General features: G+C 65.6%; 14 protein-coding genes and 2 pseudogenes. 4 read left to right on the plus strand and 12 right to left on the minus strand.

Annotation, left to right across the window (positions count from 1 at the left end; translation table 11 throughout):
• Positions 1-65: 65 nt before the first annotated feature.
• Positions 66-929, plus strand: coding sequence for a LysR family transcriptional regulator (locus ACVJ19_RS05075; protein ID WP_453955076.1), 864 nt, complete (start codon positions 66-68; stop codon positions 927-929).
• Between the two features lie 301 nt (positions 930-1,230).
• Here ACVJ19_RS05075 and pdeM read toward each other — a convergent pair whose 3' ends face one another.
• From pdeM to tolQ, 8 genes and pseudogenes are all read right to left on the minus strand, one after another.
• Entirely contained in the window at positions 1,231-1,902 is a 672-nt protein-coding gene (gene pdeM / locus ACVJ19_RS05080) for a ligase-associated DNA damage response endonuclease PdeM (RefSeq protein WP_453948262.1), read from the minus strand.
• 53 nt (positions 1,903-1,955) lie between these two features.
• Positions 1,956-4,539 (minus strand): annotated as a pseudogene (locus ACVJ19_RS05085) (ligase-associated DNA damage response DEXH box helicase).
• Positions 4,540-4,700: 161 nt separating this feature from the next.
• Positions 4,701-5,930, minus strand: coding sequence for an ABC transporter substrate-binding protein (locus ACVJ19_RS05090; protein ID WP_453948264.1), 1,230 nt, complete (start codon positions 5,928-5,930; stop codon positions 4,701-4,703).
• A 116-nt stretch (positions 5,931-6,046) separates the two neighbouring features.
• Positions 6,047-6,433, minus strand: a pseudogene (locus ACVJ19_RS05095) (class I SAM-dependent DNA methyltransferase); the annotation flags it as partial.
• A gap of 251 nt (positions 6,434-6,684) precedes the next feature.
• Entirely contained in the window at positions 6,685-8,034 is a 1,350-nt protein-coding gene (gene tolB / locus ACVJ19_RS05100; protein WP_453955141.1) for a Tol-Pal system beta propeller repeat protein TolB, read from the minus strand.
• Positions 8,035-8,075: 41 nt separating this feature from the next.
• Positions 8,076-9,035, minus strand: a complete 960-nt coding sequence (locus ACVJ19_RS05105) for a protein TolA (RefSeq protein ID WP_453949993.1) — start codon at positions 9,033-9,035, stop codon at positions 8,076-8,078.
• A 4-nt stretch (positions 9,036-9,039) separates the two neighbouring features.
• Entirely contained in the window at positions 9,040-9,492 is a 453-nt protein-coding gene (gene tolR, locus ACVJ19_RS05110) for a protein TolR (protein WP_453949992.1), read from the minus strand.
• 145 nt (positions 9,493-9,637) lie between these two features.
• Positions 9,638-10,354, minus strand: a complete 717-nt coding sequence (gene tolQ / locus ACVJ19_RS05115) for a protein TolQ (protein ID WP_018641591.1) — start codon at positions 10,352-10,354, stop codon at positions 9,638-9,640.
• Between the two features lie 732 nt (positions 10,355-11,086).
• Here tolQ and ggt point away from each other — a divergent pair.
• The 3 genes from ggt (at position 11,087) to ACVJ19_RS05130 (ending at position 14,199) form a co-directional block, all read left to right on the plus strand.
• The gene (gene ggt / locus ACVJ19_RS05120; protein WP_453949991.1) at positions 11,087-12,823 is read left to right on the plus strand and encodes a gamma-glutamyltransferase; all 1,737 of its coding nucleotides are present in this window, start codon (positions 11,087-11,089) and stop codon (positions 12,821-12,823) included.
• A 293-nt stretch (positions 12,824-13,116) separates the two neighbouring features.
• Positions 13,117-13,635, plus strand: coding sequence for a DUF2231 domain-containing protein (locus ACVJ19_RS05125; RefSeq protein WP_453949989.1), 519 nt, complete (start codon positions 13,117-13,119; stop codon positions 13,633-13,635).
• A 276-nt stretch (positions 13,636-13,911) separates the two neighbouring features.
• Positions 13,912-14,199, plus strand: coding sequence for a hypothetical protein (locus ACVJ19_RS05130; protein WP_453949988.1), 288 nt, complete (start codon positions 13,912-13,914; stop codon positions 14,197-14,199).
• A gap of 16 nt (positions 14,200-14,215) precedes the next feature.
• Here ACVJ19_RS05130 and ACVJ19_RS05135 read toward each other — a convergent pair whose 3' ends face one another.
• From ACVJ19_RS05135 to ACVJ19_RS05150, 4 genes are all read right to left on the minus strand, one after another.
• Positions 14,216-14,926, minus strand: coding sequence for an SDR family NAD(P)-dependent oxidoreductase (locus ACVJ19_RS05135; protein ID WP_453949985.1), 711 nt, complete (start codon positions 14,924-14,926; stop codon positions 14,216-14,218).
• A gap of 24 nt (positions 14,927-14,950) precedes the next feature.
• Positions 14,951-15,718, minus strand: a complete 768-nt coding sequence (locus ACVJ19_RS05140; protein ID WP_453949984.1) for a serine O-acetyltransferase — start codon at positions 15,716-15,718, stop codon at positions 14,951-14,953.
• A 268-nt stretch (positions 15,719-15,986) separates the two neighbouring features.
• Entirely contained in the window at positions 15,987-16,478 is a 492-nt protein-coding gene (locus ACVJ19_RS05145) for a DUF2852 domain-containing protein (RefSeq protein ID WP_453949982.1), read from the minus strand.
• 121 nt (positions 16,479-16,599) lie between these two features.
• Entirely contained in the window at positions 16,600-17,349 is a 750-nt protein-coding gene (locus ACVJ19_RS05150) for a TetR/AcrR family transcriptional regulator (protein ID WP_453949981.1), read from the minus strand.
• Between the last annotated feature and the right edge of the window lie 79 nt (positions 17,350-17,428).

A 17,428-nucleotide genomic window follows, 5' to 3' on the forward strand; every position in this document is an offset into this window, starting at 1 on the left:
GCCGCTTGTCATTTGGAAATTAAATGATTAACTTCCAATCAGTGGATTTTCGAATGGATGTGCCCATGCTCGACCTGGAGCTTCTGCGCAGCTTCGTCTCGGTGGTCGAGGCCGGCGGCTTCACCCGCGCCGGTGAGCGCGTCCACCGCACGCAATCGACCGTGAGCCAGCAGATCAAGCGGCTGGAGGAGGATGTCGGCCAGGTGCTGCTGCACCGCGACGGCAAGGACGTGCGCCCCACCGAGGCCGGCGAGCGGCTGCTGTCCTATGCGCGGCGGCTGCTGTCGCTTGCGGAGGAGGCGCGCGACGTGCTGCGCCAGCCCGGCGGCGAAGGCGCGATCCGGCTCGGCATCCCCGAGGATTTTGCGGCGTACCGGCTGGCGAAACTACTGGGCACGTTCTCGCGCTCGCACCCTAGCCTGCGGCTCGACGTGCGCGCCGACCAGAGCAAGAACCTCGCCCGCGATCTCGAACGCGGCGAGCTCGATCTCGCCCTCTACAAGCGCGCGGCCGGCGAGAAGGGCGCGATCGCGGTGTGGCCGGAGCGGGTGCACTGGGTCACCAGCAAGAGCCATCCGATCGACGTCGACGCGCCATCGGTGCCGCTGATCGGCTTTCCGACCGGCTGCCTCTACCGCGCCGGCGCCATTCACGCGCTGGAGACCGCCGGCCGCGCCTGGCACATGTCCTATTCGTCATCGAGCCTCGCCGGCATCCAGGCCGCGGTCGCCGCCGGCATGGGGCTGAGCATTTTGTCCGAGATGTCGATCCAGTCCGATCACCGCGTGCTGACCGCGAAGGACGGCTTCGCACCGATCAACAAGACGGAAGTGGCGCTGATGGCCTCGCCCAGCGCGAGCCCCGCGACGCTGCGGCTCGCGGACCGGCTGGCAGAGTTCTGCGAGAACGTGCAGGCGAAGGCGGCGTGAGCCGTTGCGATCGTATGCCGTTGCCACACGGAAGGTATTCGTAGGGTGGGCAAAAGCGCGCAGCGCCGTGCCTACCATCCTTCGGCAATTGGCAGGTGGTGGGCACGCTACGCTTTGCCCACCCTACGAGGTGCTCGAGCAAACGCCTCGTCCTTCGAGACGACCGCTCCGCGGTCTCCTCAGGATGAGGCTAACTAGCGGCGTGCCCGTTGAAACTGCTGCCACGCGCTCCGTCCTCATCCTGAGGAGCCCGCCTAAAGCGGGCGTCTCGAAGGATGGCCGCAGGGCGAGAGCATTCGGATCAATAACACCGCGAGGCGGCGATGGCGTGGACGCGGCGGTCGCCGAGCAGGTGGGCGACGAAGCCGTTCTTCGGGAAGATCCTAGCGAACGCGGCGTCGCGGATGCTGAGGCCGCCGGCATAGGCGCCGAAGGCCGGCATCACGGCGCGCATCCCGTCACTGGCGAAGCAGCGGCGTTCCATCGAGCGGCCGCGCGCGGAGATTCGGGCCTTGGGATGCAGATGGCCGGCGATCTCGCCATGCGCGCCGGTCGGCTCGTGGCGGAAGGTGATCGGGCCGATCGCGACTTCGTCGGCGATGGTGCCGCCGAGATCGCGCGGCAGCATCGGATCGTGATTGCCCGAGATCCAGATCCAGTCGCGGCCGGTCTGGAGTGCGGCCACAGTGTCGCGGTCCTCGGCCGACAGGCGCTCATGCGCAGCGCGATCGTGAAAGCTGTCGCCGAGCGCGATGACAACCCGGGGATCATGGCGGGAGATGACAGCAGCGAGCCGGCTCAAGGTCGCGACGGTATCGTAGGGCGGCAACAGCACGCCGCGCGTGGCGAAGCTCGAGCCTTTCTCCAGATGCAGGTCGGAGACGACGAGCAGGCGCTGCTCGTCCCAGAACAGCGCGCCGGAGAGATCGGCCGCGAAGGTCACATCGCTGATGGTGACCGTGGAAACGCGCATGTCCTCGCCATCTCCTGAAACCAGCGCGCCTGCCGTCACGTCGAAACCTGCTGCTATCCCATCGCTTCCTTGACGAGCTCGTCGGCGGCTTCGGCCAGGAGCTCGTCTGCAGCTTCGCCATAAACTGACTCGCGGCCGATTTCCAGCATCACGGGTACCGCGAGCGGGGAGACGTGGTCGAGTTCCCGGTGGGTGATGCGGCCGTGGATGCGGGCGAGCATGTCCCCTAAGCGGCGCAGGTCGAGCAGGCCGGTGGCGGCATCGGCGCGCGCGGCACGCAGCAGGACGTGATCGGCCTGGTGCTTGCGCAGCACGTCGTAGACGAGGTCGGTCGAGAACAGCACCTGGCGGCGGCTCTTCTCCTCACCGGTGTGCCGGCGCGCGATCAGGCCGGAGATGATCGCGCAATTGCGGAACGTGCGCTTCATCAGCGCGGATTCGGCGAGCCAGGCTTCGAGATCGTCCCCGAGCATATCAGGGTCGAACAGCGCGTTGAGATCGATCCTTCCGTCGCGGATCATGAAGGAGAGATCGCCGAGCCCCCAGATCGCCACCGCATATTCGTTGGCGACGAAGCCGAGCGGTCGCGCGCGAGCGCGCTCGAGCCGGCGCGTCAGCAGCATACCGAGCGTCTGGTGCGCGAGCCGCCCCTCGAAGGGATAGCAGACCAGATAATGCTTGTTGGCGCGCGGAAAGCTCTCGACCAGGAGCTCGCGCACCGCGGGCACGCGGGAGACGTCCTTCTGCAGCGACAGCCAGTCGCGCACCTGTTCCGGCAGGCCGCCCCAGGCGCGACCGTCATCGAGCAGGCGGCGCACGCGTTCGGCGAGATAGGTCGAAAGCGGGAACTTGCCGCCCATATAGGACGGCACCTTCGGGTCCTTGTCATGCGCGCGCGAGACATAGACCTGGTCCTCGACCAGGGTTTCGTAACGCACCACCTCCGCCGCTGAACACGAAGGTGTCGCCGGGGCTGAGGCCTTCGATGAAGGCTTCCTCGATCTCGCCGAGCAAGCGGCCGCCGCGCGCGATCACGCCCGTCGATCCGCCTGCCTTGCCGCCACCGCGCGAGCGCACCAGGCGGACCTTCAGCATGTCGTCCTCGACGATGGTGCCGACATTCATGCGGTAGCTCTGCCGCACCTTGGGATTGGCGACGCGCCAGCGGCCCTCCTTGTCCTGCTTGATGCGCGCGAAGCGCTCATAGGTCTTCAGCGCATAGCCGCCTGAGGCGACGAAATCGACGACGTCGTCGAAATCCTGCCGCGAGAGGTTTGCGTAGGGCGCGGCGGTGCGCACCTCCCTGTAGAGCTCGTCGCTGAAAAACGGCTCGCCGCAGGCGCAGCCGAGCACGTGCTGGGCGAGCACATCGAGGGCGCCGGTGCGCAAAGGCGGCGTGTCCTGCGCATTCTCGGCGATGGCGTCGATGGCGACGCGGCACTCCAACACCTCGAAGCGGTTGGCCGGCACCAGCACCGCGCGCGAGGCTTCGTCGAGGCGGTGATTGGCGCGGCCGATGCGCTGCATCAGGCGCGAGGAGCCCTTGGGCGCGCCGATATTGACGACGAGGTCGACGTCGCCCCAGTCGACACCGAGATCGAGCGAGGAGGTGCAGACCACGCCGCGCAGGCGTCCCGCCGACATCGCGTCCTCGACCTTGCGGCGCTGGGCGACGTCGAGCGAGCCGTGATGCAGCGCGATCGCAAGGCCGTCGTCGTTCATGCTCCAGAGGTTCTGGAACAGCATCTCGGCCTGGCTGCGGGTGTTGACGAAGACGAGCGTCGTCTTGTTCGCCTTGATCAGCTCGTAGATTTCAGGAAGCGCATGGCGCGCGCTGTGGCCGGCCCAGGGCAGCCGCTCGCGCGTATCCAGCATCTCGACCTCTGGCGGCGCGGCGCCGCCGGCGACGACGATGTCGGCGGCCGCTTCCCTGCCTTCGGGCTGCGGCACCAGGACGCGCGCGAGCTGCTCCGGCTCGGCCACCGTCGCCGACAGGCCGATTGCGCGCATCTGCGGTGCGAGGCGCCACAGCCGGGCAAGGCCGAGCGACAGGAGGTCGCCGCGCTTGGAGGTCACCAGCGCATGCAGCTCGTCAAGCACGATGCGCTTGAGCGAGGAGAACAGGAACGGGGCGTCGTCCGAGGACAGCAGCAGCGCCAGCTGCTCCGGCGTCGTCAGCAGGACATCAGGCGGGTAGCGCCGCTGGCGCTGGCGCCGCGACACCGGCGTGTCGCCGGTGCGGGTCTCGACCTTGATCGGCAGGCCCATCTCGGCAACGGGACGCTCGAGGTTGCGCGCGATGTCGACGGCGAGCGCCTTGAGCGGCGAGATGTAGAGGGTGTGCAGGCCGCCGGCGCGCTGCACGCTGCGGCCGGTGGAGACGAGGCTTTGCTTCGAACCGGCGTTGCGTTCGACCGCCGGCGTCGAAAGCTCCACCAGCGTCGGCAAAAATCCCGCCAGCGTCTTGCCGGCGCCGGTCGGCGCGATCAAGAGCGCGCTAGCGTCCTCGCGCGCCTTTTCCAGCAGCGCGAGCTGATGCTCACGCGGCGCCCAGCCGCGGGCCGCGAACCACGCATTGAAGCGGTCGGGCAGCAGCGTGGCCGGCTCGGCCGGGATTTTGAGGATGCGGGGCGGCACGGCATAAGAGGTAAGCCGTGGGGGTGGGTTCGTCGAGGGGGGGAGGTCCCGTAGGGTGGGCAAAGGCGCATCGCGCCGTGCCCACCATCTATCCAGGACCGCAAGGGAGGTGGGCACGCTTCGCTTTGCCCACCCTACGGCACCTCGATTGCGGAGAGACCCTACTCCGACATCGGCTTGTCGGAGATGTCCCAGTCCTTGCCGGTGAAGGTGGAGATGAAGAGCGTCTTCATCGGCGTGTAGTCCTCGGGCGTGTAGCTGTAGGTGACGCCGTCGAGGAAATAGGGCGAGTGGAAGCCGGCGAGCGTCGAGGCCTGCTTCAAGACGTTGGCGCGGGTGAGATCGTCGCCGCAGCGGCGCAGGATCTCGCCCATGGTCGCGGCCTGGCCGTAGCCGGCAAAGGCGATGGTGTTGTCGGGATCGATCGCCGGCGTGTACTTCTTGCGCAGCTCCTCGAACGCCACCACGTCCGGGTCCTTCTCCCATTTGGGCAGGCCGACCTCCTTGTTGTAGCGGATGGCGACGATGCCGGTGGCGTTCTCCAGGCCCGCGGCGTTGAGGATCGAGCGGCCGGTGGAGCCCGCGGACAGAAGTTGCAACGGCTTCCAGCCGAGCTCGGCGACTTTGCGGATCGACTGCGACGACGCCTTGCCGGTCGAGATGTTGTAGAAGACGTCGGCGCCGGACTTCGAGAGATTGATGAGCTGGGAATCGACGGTCGGCTCGGTGAGATCGTAGGTCTGCTCCATGATCACCTGCGCCGTGCCGCCGGCGTCCGCCAGCACCTTCTTGAAGGGACCGAGGAAGTCGCGGCCGAAATCGTCGTTCTGGTAGAGGATGCCGATCTTCGCATTCGGCTTCACGCTGACGACGTGCCGCGCCAGGATGCGTGCTTCGGTCGGGTAGAGCGGCAGGCCCGCCATCGTCCATTTGAACTCTTTCGGGTTGTTCCACTTCGATGCGCCGGTGTTGAGCAGCAGCTGCGGCACGCCCTTGGAGTTCAGGTATTTGTGCACGGCGGTCTGCGGCGCGGTGCCGAGCGAGCCGTACAGCGCGAGCACCTCCTCCTGCTCCACGAGGCGCCGCGTCGCCTCGACGCATTTCGGCGCGCTGTAGGCATCGTCCATGGTGAGGAACTTGACCTTGCGCCCGTTGATGCCACCCTTCTCGTTCAGCATCTGGAAATAGGCTTCGCCGACGCGCCCGAGCACGCCATAGAGCGAGCCAGGACCGGAATGCGGCACGGTCTGCCCGATCTTGATCTCGGTGTCGCTGGCGCCGGCGTCGTATTTCTTCTCCGCGGCCCAGACATAAGGCGCGGGCAATGTCGATGCGGCGATGGTGGCGAGCGCGCCGGCGCTGAAATCGCGCCGCGATGGATTTTTGGTCATTGTTGTTTTCTCCCTGATGCGCGCATTGTGCTGGGAACGCAGCACGGCTCGCAAGTGAGAAGTCGCGGCTTTGCGACGCAATGACGCTCAAATCGCGGGGGTGTTAGCGCCTAGACTCAAGTTTTCTCGGCGACCACGACGAGGCCGCGCACCGGCTCGTTGTTCTCGTTGCGCGGCGAGGCCGGCTCCAGCGTCAGCAGCTTGAGACCGGCTTTCACGATGGCACCGCGCGCATATTCCGCCGAATGGGCATAGCGCAGGCCCTCGCCGAGCACGATGCCATCGCCCGCATGCGTCTCCAGCGTGAAGGCGAGCACGCCGCCGGATACGAGCACGCGTTTGGCTTCAGTCAGCACCGGCGCGAGATCGGAGAGATAGACGAAGGCATCGGCCGCGACCACGAGGTTCGCGCTCGCGTCGCTCTTGGTACGCAGGCCCTCGATCATGTCGGCGACCTCGAGCTCGGCATAGAGGTTTGTCGCGCGCGCCTCCTTGATCTTCTGGTCGGCCAGCTGCATTGGCTAATTACGCATCCTGTTCAGCGCGTACTTTTACCCAGCCCAGGTGAAGCCTTTCTGAGGGAACATCGTTAAAGTCGAGTTGTTTTTCGGCAATTGCGAACTCGATTCTGCTGAAATATCAATCAACTAGGCAAGCGTTGCCGGGCACAAGGTGAAGGAAAGCTTGCTTTCCCCACCGAACGCGAAAAAATCGGTGCTTTTTTTCGATAACATCGCGCGTCTGAACACGCGATTTATTGGCCAGCAGTCGAGGACAATAGCGGCGACCATGCCGGGTCGGAGGCGAAGCCCGGCGTCGGCACCTTCAGCTCGTTGCGGCCGGAGATGTCGACGGAGTACAGCGACGGTCCGCCGTTGCCGCCGGGATCGCGGAAGAACATCAGCACGCGGCCGTTCGGCGAGAAGGTCGGGCCCTCGTTGTGGAAACCGGAGGTGAGCAAACGCTCGCCGGAGCCGTCCGGCTTCATGACGCCGATCGAGAACTGCCCGCCGCCCTGCCTGGTGAAGGCGATATAATCGCCCTTCGGCGACCACACCGGTGTCGAATAGCTGGCGTTGGTGTCGTCCTTGGAGAAGGAGATGCGCTGCGCCTGTCCTCCGCCCGCCGCCATCACATAGATCTGCGACCTGCCGCCACGATCGGACTCGAAGCAGATGCGGGTGCCGTCCGGCGAGTAGGACGGAGACGTGTCGATCGCCGGCGTGTCGGTGAGGCGCGTGGTCGAGCGCGAGCGCAGGTCCATCACGAACAGGTTGGAATTGCCGCCCTGCTGCAGGCTCATGATGACGCGCTGGCCATCCGGCGAGAAGCGCGGCGCGAAGGTCATGCCGGGGAAGTTGCCGACGATCTCGCGCTGGCCGGTCTCGATGTTGAAGAGATAGACCTTCGGATCGCCCTGGCCGAACTCCATGTAGGTGATCTCTTGCGAGTTCGGCGAGAAGCGCGGCGTCAGCACGAGATCGGAGCCGCGGGTCAGGTAGCGCACATTGGCGCCGTCCTGGTCCATCATCGCGAGCCGCTTGACGCGGCGCTCCTTCGGCCCGGTCTCGTCCACGAACACGACGCGGCTGTCGAAATAGCCCTTCTCGCCGGTCATGCGCTCGTAGATCTGGTCGGAGATGATGTGGGCGATGCGGCGCCAATATTCCGGCGAGGTGAAATATTGCTGGCCCGCGAGCTGCTGGCCGGAAACGACGTCCCACAGGCGGAATTCGGCCTTGAGGCGGCCGTCCGGCTGCCGCGTCATGCGGCCGGTGACGAGGGCCTGCGCGTTGATGGTTTTCCAGTTCTGGAATTGCGGCGCCACGTCGATGTTGCTGATGCGCTCGATGAAGGCGGCCTGGTCGATCGGCGCGAACAGGCCCGAGCGCTTCAGATTGTTGGTGATGACCTGGGTGACGCCGTTGCCGACGTCGCCGTCGGAGGGCGAGCCCGGCACGAAGCCCGTGATCGCGATCGGGATCGGCTGGAATGCGGTGGGGTCGATGCGGATGCGGCCGTCCTGGCCTTGAGCGAAGGCACGCCCGCTCCCGAACATGGCGAGGGTCGATCCAGTCAGGGTCATGAAGCGGCGGCGGTTCATCGATCGGACGTCATTCATTGCAAAATTCTTTTGTTCGGATGTCACAACATGTCTTTCAGGCCGAAAGTCATCGGGATGAGCTTCCAGCTCTCGTATTGCTGCTTCGGCATGAAGGAATAGACCTGGCACTGCACGATGGCGCGCTTGGCGCTCTCCGCCACCGCCTGGGCGATAGACCGCGACGGTCCCCTCACCGCGACGACGATGGGCTCGGAGGCGAGCGACCCGTCGATCTTCATGGGGATGTCGATGTCGGCTTCGTATTGATCGGCGTCCTGCCCGTTATAGGTGGGCGTGAAGCAGCGCTTGACCGCGCCCTGGAATGCACCGCGCCAAGTCGCGACGTTGTTGGCGGCGGTCCCGGTCGCCGCTCCCAGCGAAGCCGACGCATTCAGCGCGGAGCCTGCGAGCTCGTGCCGGGTCGTGGCGCGCTTGTCGAGGTCGCGCTGGATCTGCGCGGGATCGAAGGTGCGCTCCTTGGGCTTCGGCTGCTGCTGAGGCTGCACCGCCGCGACCTTCTGCTCGACGGGCTTGGGCGGCGGCTTCTTGGTCTCCATCTTCTTCTGGAGCTCGGCGATCGGATCTTCCTTGGCCGGATCAGGCTTCTTTTCCTGCGGCTTCGGCTCTTCCTTCGGCTTCGCCTCGGCAACGGGCTTGGGCGGCTCGGGCTTCTTCTCGACGGGCTTCTCGACGGGCTTCGGCGGCGGCTCGGGGGTCGAGTTGGTCTTGATCAGCTCTTTCTTCTCGGTGACCTTGCCGACGGCATCCTCTTCCGGCTTGGCTTCGGCGATCTTCTCGACCTTGGGCTTCGGCTCTTCCTTCTTGCCGGTCTTCTGCCCCGCCATCATCTTGGCGAGCTGATCGGTGGAGATGATGTCGACCGGGAGCGACTCCTCCGGCGCGATGTAGGCCTTGCTGCTAAAGGTGACGAGGCCCCATCCAAGCACGAGGACATGGAGGGCAATCGACGCAACGAGTGTCTTGTCGACGTTCACCTTCACCGGCCTAGGACCCCTGATCCGCTTCCGTGACGAGGGCGAGCTTCTTGAATCCGGCACCCGACAACAGGCCCATCACCTTGGCCACCGTGCCGTAATCCGCCTTCTTGTCGGCGCGCAGATAGATGCGCTCCTCGAGCCCGCCGCGGGCATCCGTGATCGCCTTCAGCTTCGGCACCAGCTCGTTGATCGCGACCTCGACGTCGTTGATGAACACCTTGCCCTTGATGTCGACCGACATCTGCAGCGGCTTCTGGTCGTTGTTTTCGAGGCTCTTGGCCGCGGTCTGCGGCAGGTCGAGCGGCACACCGACCGTCAGCATCGGCGCCGACACCATGAAGATGATGAGCAGCACCAGCATCACGTCGACCATCGGCGTGACGTTGATCTCGGCCACGACGGGCTTGCGCCGGCCACGGCGCCCGCCGCCTCCGGACGAACTCGCAACGTTCATGGCCATGATCGCGTGCCCAAATTGCCCTTCACACTAAAGACCTTTCCGTTCCGATGGAATCGGAGCGAGGCTCTGTATCCTTGTTTTGACGCGTTTTCTTTACGCGAACCGGTACGCACTTCGCTCGAAAACGCTCTATACATGCCGTCCGTCAGCCCCGCTCGTCGATCTGACGGGACAAAATGGCTGAAAATTCATCAGCGAAGCCCTCGAGCCGCTGGGCCTGCCGGTTCACCTCGGACGTGAACTTATTGTAGAAAATAGTGGCAGGAATGGCGGCGATAAGGCCGACGGCGGTCGCAAACAGCGCCTCGGCTATACCGGGGGCGACCACCGCGAGAGAGGTATTTTTCGACGCCGCGATCGACTGGAAGCTCGACATGATGCCCCAGACCGTGCCGAACAGGCCGACGAATGGGCCGGCGGAGCCGACGGTGGCGAGCACCAAAAGGCGGCGTTCCAGCCGCTCGACCTCGCGGGCGATCGAGACGTTCATGACCTTGTCGATGCGCATCTGGAGGCCCGCGACCGAGCGGGCGTGGCTCTCGAACGAGCGCTTCCACTCGCGCATCGCCGCCACGAAGCAGGCCGCCATCGAATGCGTCGGCTTGGCCGAGAGCGTGCGATAGAGCTCCTCGATCGACTCGCCCGACCAGAAGGCCTGCTCGAAACGGTCCATCGAGCGGCGGGTGCGGGCAAACAGGAAGATCTTGTCGATGGCGATCGCCCAGACCCAGACCGAGCAGGACAGAAGTCCCAGCATCACCGCTTTCACGATCCAGTGAGCCTGCCAGAACAGCGCGATCAGCGACACGTCCGCGGAAGCGGCAACCGGAAGGGCTGACTGAGCCACGTCGGCCGGATTCATAAGCGATATCCTCTCAAGGCGATCTTCAACCTCTTGTCCCGGCCAGTAAATGACCGCCGGTTCCCCAACCGCCGCGCCAACCGCGCGGCCGGCAAGCCCGCTCAAAGCCTTGTCAATCTGGGGTGCAGGGCTCGTCCAAAGCCGGCCGCCTGCATTCCCTGCCAAGATGTCAAAACTAAGGGGCCTTGACCCCAGGCCTTGACTTCGGGCTCCGGGCACGCCTGTCCACCCTTACCAGAGCCCGCCGATGGTTAATGCGGGGTTACCGGCGGCGAATTTGGCTGCGGGAAAGGTAGGCAGCCCAGGGGGATGGCCGTTTTACCGCGGCGGGAGGCACTGCACGGCGGCTGATCTGGGCGGAGCGCATGCCCCGCGCGAGACAGGTTCCCGCCCCCCTCGTGGGTAGGGCTCGCCCGCAGCCATCCTTCGAGACGCCCGCCGATGGCGGGCCCTCAGGATGAGGGCGGAGTGCGCGGCGGCAATTTCAACGGGGCCAATGCTGCTTAGCCTCATCCTGAGGAGACCGCCGAGCGGTCGTCTCGAAGGACGAGGCGCTTGCTGTGCCCGTCACCAAGAAGCCATCTGCGATAGCCCTCCCCTCGCGGGGAACCGGAGCGCAGTTTGCTCCACAGCTCGACCCCATCCTCATGCTCCCTCAGCGGGTGCTAGCTGATAGGGTCCGTTCGCGGACAACAACGTGCCGATATCACCGGCCAGCCTGAGGAACCCCCCATGCCGAAACCACAAACAAATGTGCGGTGGATGACCGCCGCGGTCGTCTCGATCTGCCTCGTTACATCCAGCCTCGCGCGCGCGGCATCGGTTGCGCCGGTCGCCGCGGAAAACGGCATGGTGGTGTCGGCACAGCATCTGGCGACACAGGTGGGTGTCGAGGTACTCAAGCGCGGCGGCAATGCCGTCGATGCTGCCGTGGCCGTCGGCTATGCCCTTGCCGTCGTCTATCCGGCGGCCGGCAATCTCGGCGGTGGCGGCTTCATGACGATCCAGCTCGCCGACGGCCGCAAGACCTTCCTCGATTTCCGCGAGACGGCCCCCAAGGGGGCGACGGCCAATATGTATCTCGACAAGGACGGCAACGTCATCAAGGGCATCTCGACCAAGGGGCATCTGGCCGTGGGCGTGCCGGGGTCCGTCTCGGGTATGGAATATGCGCGCGAAAAATACGGCACCATGAAGCGCGCCGACCTGCTCGTTCCCGCGATCCAGCTCGCCGAACAGGGATTTGTGCTCGACCAGGGCGACATCGACCTGCTGCGCACGGCAACCGACGATTTCAAGGACGATCCGGCATCCAGCGCCATCTTCCTCAACAACGGCCAGCCATTCGGCGTAGGCGACAGGCTGGTGCAATCCGAGCTGGCGAAAACCCTGCGCGAGATCAGCAGCAGGGGCACCGACGGCTTCTATAAGGGTTGGGTCGGCAGCGCCATCGTGGCATCCAGCCAGGCCGGCAAAGGCCTGCTGACGCAGGACGACCTCGACGGCTACAAGACGCGCGAGCTCGCACCTGTCGAATGCGACTATCGCGGCTATCACGTGGTTTCCGCGCCGCCGCCGAGCTCGGGCGGCGTCATCATCTGCGAAATCCTGAATATCCTGGAAGGCTATCCGCTCAAGGAGCTGGGCTATCACTCCGCAGCTGCCATGCACGTGCAGATCGAAGCGATGCGGCACGCTTACGTCGACCGCAACAGCTATCTCGGCGATCCCGACTTCGTGACGAATCCGCTCGACCGCCTGCTCGACAAGGCTTACGCGGCCAAGATCCGCGCCGTGATCGACCCGAACAAGGCCGGCGTGTCCAAGGACATCAAGCCGGGCGTCGCGCCGCACGAGGGCAGCAACACCACGCACTATTCAATCGCGGACAAGGACGGCAACGCCGTGTCTGTCACCTACACGCTGAACGACTGGTTCGGCGCCAAGGTGACGGCTGCAAAGACCGGCGTGCTGCTCAATGATGAAATGGATGATTTCACCGCCAAGGTTGGCGTTCCGAACCTGTATGGCCTGGTGCAGGGTGAGGCCAACGCCATCGCGCCCGGCAAGCGGCCGCTCTCCTCGATGAGCCCGACCATCGTCAGCAAGGACGGCAAGCCGGTGATGGTGGTGGGCACGCCCGGCGGCAGCCGCATCATCACGGCCGTGCTGCAAACCATGATCAACGCCATCGACTACGGCATGAACGCGCAGGAAGCCGTCGACATGCCGCGCATCCACCAGCAGTGGCTGCCTGACCTGACCAATGTCGAGAACTACGCGCTATCGCCGGACACGCGCAAGATTCTGGAGGGCATGGGCCACAAATTCGGGCCGCCGCAACCTGCGAACCATCTCGCGGTCATCATCGTCGGCGCGCCGTCGCTTGACGGCAAGCAGGTCGGCAACAATCGTTACTACGGTGCGAACGATCCGCGCCGCAACAGCGGGCTGGCGGCCGGGTATTGAGACCTCGTAGGGTGGGCAAAGGCGCGAAGCGCCGTGCCCACCGCTTCTGTAGATGCGGTCGCGGTGGGCACGCTTCCGCCGTCGCTCTTCGAGCTATGGCGGACAAGTCGCTTTGCCCACCCTACAGGAGCACTGCGCGACCTGAGGCGAGAGGGGCCCCGGCTCTGCAGCGCATCGTCGAAGGGACGCTGCGCTGCGTCCGGGCACGAGAGTTCCGCGTGCACGGTACGACCGGAGGAACCTCCCCTCGCCCCAAAAATTGTCCGGAAAATCACTTTCGGCGAGGCATTGCCATGAGCATCAACCCCAAGACGACGGCCGCCATCGGCGACCATCCGCTCCACCCCATGATCATCCCGTTCCCCGTGGCGTTCCTGGTCGGCGCACCCATCGCCGATCTCGCCTTCATTGGAACCGGCGACGGCTTCTGGGCCAGGGCCGCAATGTGGCTGATCGGCGCCGGCATCGTCATGGCGCTGGCTGCCGCCGCGGCCGGCTTTACCGATTTCCTGAGCGAGCCGCGCATCCGCCGTCTCAGCGATGCCTGGTACCACATGGTCGGCAATCTTGCGGCCGTCGTGCTGGCGCTGATCAACTTCTATCTGCGCTATGCGCAAGGCAGCGAGGCCGCGATCAAGCCCTGGGGCGTGGTGCTGTCGCTGATCGTCGTCGGCATCCTGCTATTCACGGGATGGAAGGGCTGGGCGATGGTCTATCGCCATCACGTTGCGGTGTTGGACGCTCCGGGCCAGACGAGCTCGGAGCCGGTCGAGCCGCAACATGGCGGCGAGAGCCATCGCCGCGCCGCCTGATGGCGTGATGACGCCGCAGGCCGCTGATCGGGCTCGGGTTGGCGTTCTCGCGGCGCATTTCGAGCGGGACGCATCACACACGCCGAATCCGAAATTTGGCAAGGGCGGAGTCGGAAGCATCGTTATGCAGTTTGTGCCACGCGCGACGGAATTTCCCCTTGCGATCGGCGACACAGCTCTATTGTTTTTGTCCGCAAACCGCCTGAGAGTGCCGGATGGGCCGCTCGTCAACCGATGGTAGTGGCTGATGAGCTGCCCGTCATACGGGAGATCCCCATGGAGCAGATTCTGATCAACCTCGTCTCAGGCGCGCTTGGTGGAATTGGCGCGGGCAAGTCTTCGCCGACATTTGATCTCGGAATGGCTGGAAACGTCATTTCCGGTCTGGTCGGCGGTGGCGTGCTCGGCCAGATCGTGACGTTGTTGCTTCCGTCCGTCATGGCCGCGGCGCAATCAGGAAATCTCAGCGTTGGCGGCGTCGTGTCACAGATTGTCGCCGGTGGCGCCGGCGGGGCGATACTCACCGCGATCATTGGCGCCATCAAGAACAAGGCTGCCGCCTGATCCGTCGGACCGCGACCTACCACTTCTCCTTCGAGGTCCGCACATCGAGCTCGAACGACCAGGCGCGTTCGGGCTGGCGGTAGAGGAAGGCGAAGGCGTCGACGATGCCTTCGATGTCGATCAGGCTGTCCTCGCGGCCGGCCGCGTCCGGAAAGCGCGAGAAGATCTTGTCGCCGGCGATGGCACCGTCGACCACGACATGGCCGACATGGATGCCGTCGCCCGCATATTCCTTCGCCATCGCCTGCGCCAGTGTGCGCAGGCCGGCCTTTGACGAGTTGAAGGCACCGTAGCCGGAGCGGCCGCGGAGCGAGGCGCTGGCGCCGGTGAAGAGCAGCGTGCCGGTTTTCTTCGGCACCATGCGGCGGACCGCCTCGCGGCCGAACAGGAATCCGCCGAAGCACACGACGCGCCAGGCCTTTTCGAAATAGTCGGCGTCCATGTCGATGATCTTGCCGGGCGTGTTGTTGCCGGCGTTGTAGATGGCGAGATCGAGGTCTTCGCCGGCGGCATCGAACAGAGCGACGATGTCACGCTCGCTGGTCGCGTCCGCGACGATGGGCGCAGCCGCGCCGCCCGCCCTGGTGATGTCGTCCGCAACGGCCTGCAACGCCGACAGCGTCCGGCCCGCCACGATCACCTTGAGTCCGTCGGCCGCAAAGCGCTTGCAGAGCCGGGCCCCGAGCCCGCGGTCCGGGCCGACGCCGATCACGATTGCCGTCTTCATGGGTGTCTCCGAAGCGTGATGGGATCAGGCCACTGATGCGGGCTCGGGGCAGTTGGTCAATCGCGCGGGGTTGCCGACCGCGGTGCAGCCGGCGGGCACGTCCGACGTCAGAAGCGTGTCCGCGCCGATCTTGGCGAAATCGCCGACGCTGATGTCGCCGAGGATGGTCGCACCGCCGCCGATGTAGACGCCGCGGCCGATGCGAGGTGAGCGCGGCGGCAGCTCGCTGCGACGGCCGATGCTGACGTTCTGCAGGATGGTGACCTCGTCGCCGATGACGACGTTGGCGCCGATGACGATGCCCGTGGCGTGGTCGAGATAGACCCCCGATCCGATGCTGGCGGCCGGATGGATGCTGACCTGCAAGACGTTCGACGCCTCGTTCTGAAACAGCAGCGCCGCATCGATGTGGCCGCGATGCCAGAGCCAGTGCGAGACGCGCCAGGCCTGCAGCGCGACGTAGCCCTTGTAGTGGAGCAAGGGCGGCAGCAGCTCGGCGATGGCGGGATCGCGAAATGCGATGGCCTGCAAGTCGCAGGCAGCGGTCTCGATCAGATCCGGCTGGCTGCGAAAGGCGTCGCGGGCAAAGGACGTGAAGCGCGCGCGCTCAGTGGCGCCGCTGCCAAGTCGCTGCCCGATCAGATCGGCCAGGGCTGCGGCAAGATCGTCATGAGCGAGAATGACGCCGGCAACAGCATTGCCGAACACGGGATCGGCAGCGATCGCGCGCTGCGCCTCGCCGCGGATCCTCCGCCAGAGGCTGTCGCTCGCCATGATCGCAGCTTCCGCCATCGTCGCCTCCGCTCCGCCCGCGCTTGTGACGGCGAATATAGGCGGTCCGGATCAAGGCGCCAGTGATGCCGGGGGGACGTAACGCCGCTCGGGGCCGCGGCCTGACTGCGCCCGCCTGCGCAGGCCGAGCGCATACAGCCAGCCGCCCGCTGCGGGGAGAGATGAAAAACCAAACCGCCCGCCTGCGGGTTGCGCAGACGGGCGGCTCGGGGCCATCAGGACTTTGGGGGCATGCGCCTGAAGGCTTTGAGAGGTGCGAACCTTCAGATCAGCCTTGCTGCTGATCGGTCGGCGGAGGGGTCGGACGCGTCTTGTGCTGCGCCATGAACTGGTCGAACTCTTCCTTGTCCTTGGCGTGACGCAGACGGTCGAGGAAGTTCTTGAACTCGACCTGCTCCTCCTCGAGCCGGCGCAGCGTCTCACTGCGGTACTCGTCGAAGGCGCGGTTGCCGGAGGACGGCGGGCCGAAGCCAAAGCCGAAGCCGCGGCGCTCCATGCGGTCGCGCATGCGGTCCATCTTGTACTGCATCCGCTCCATCTTGTTCTGCCAGCGATCCTGGTTGCTCCAGCACGACATTCTTCTGCTCCCGAGTGTGAAAAAGAGAAGGGCAAGTCCGATCGGCCACCAGATGATGAAGCCGAGGATGGTCACGGCGATCCAGCCGGGATGCCAGGGTGTGTCGAGCATGCGGGGACGCTCGTACTGTTGGTATTGGTCCGAAGGGCCGCGCCATCGATTGACATCAGCGGTGTAGGCCATTTCCCATCTCCATCACGGCACCAGCGCCGTTGTGAATGTAAATAACATTTACATAGCTAGACCATCCCGCGATTTTGTCAAGCTGGCCGCCTGACAGGGCCGCGGAATTATTTGCGCAACTTTATTTCGGCTTGCCCCAGGGACCACCTGGAGCGCCGCCGGGCGGCACGCCAGAACCGGAGGAGGCCTCCGGCGGCACCGGCGGCGGCTCGGCGCCCTTGGCCGGCGGTCGGCGATCGGTCGGGAAGCCGAGCCCGCGCAGATAGATCAGCACCTCGGCCTCGAGCAGCTCGTCCGGCGACATCGGCAGCTTTCGCCGCGCGGCGTCGCCACGCGAGAACAGCGAGGCCACGCCATGCGCCATCGACCAGATGTGCAGCGCCATCATCATCGCCGGCGGGCGCGGCGTGCCGGGCGGAGCCAGCGCGGCAAGCCGCTCGGCCGCGGCGCGGATGATGTTGAAGGCGCGTTCGCTGGCGGCCTGCAGCGCCGGATTGGCATCGACCGGCAGGCCCGATTCGAACATCGCGTTGTAGAAGGCCGGCTCCTCGCGGGCGAAGGCGAGATAGGCCCTGCCGACGCGCTCGAACGCGGTGACCGTATCGGGACGGCCGTCGTCCCAGGCCGCGGTCAGCCGCGCCTCGAACTGCTCGAAGCCGCGCTGGGCGATCGAGGACAGCAGTTCGTCGCGATCGCGGAAATGCCGGTAGGGCGCCGCCGCGCTGACGCCGGCCATGCGCGCGGCATCGGCGAAGGTGAAGCCGGCCGCCCCCTTCTCGGCGATCAGCCCGAGGGCGGCCTGCAACAGGGCTTCCTTCAGATTGCCGTGGTGATAGCCGCGCTCGGCGCGGCGCTCCTTGCGCCAGCTCATGTGAACGGCTTTTACATGAGCCGGGCGTGAAGGTCACTAGCGGGAATCGCGCGTGATTAACCCCGTATTTTCCGCAGTC

The organism is Bradyrhizobium sp. USDA 376 (assembly GCF_054063675.1).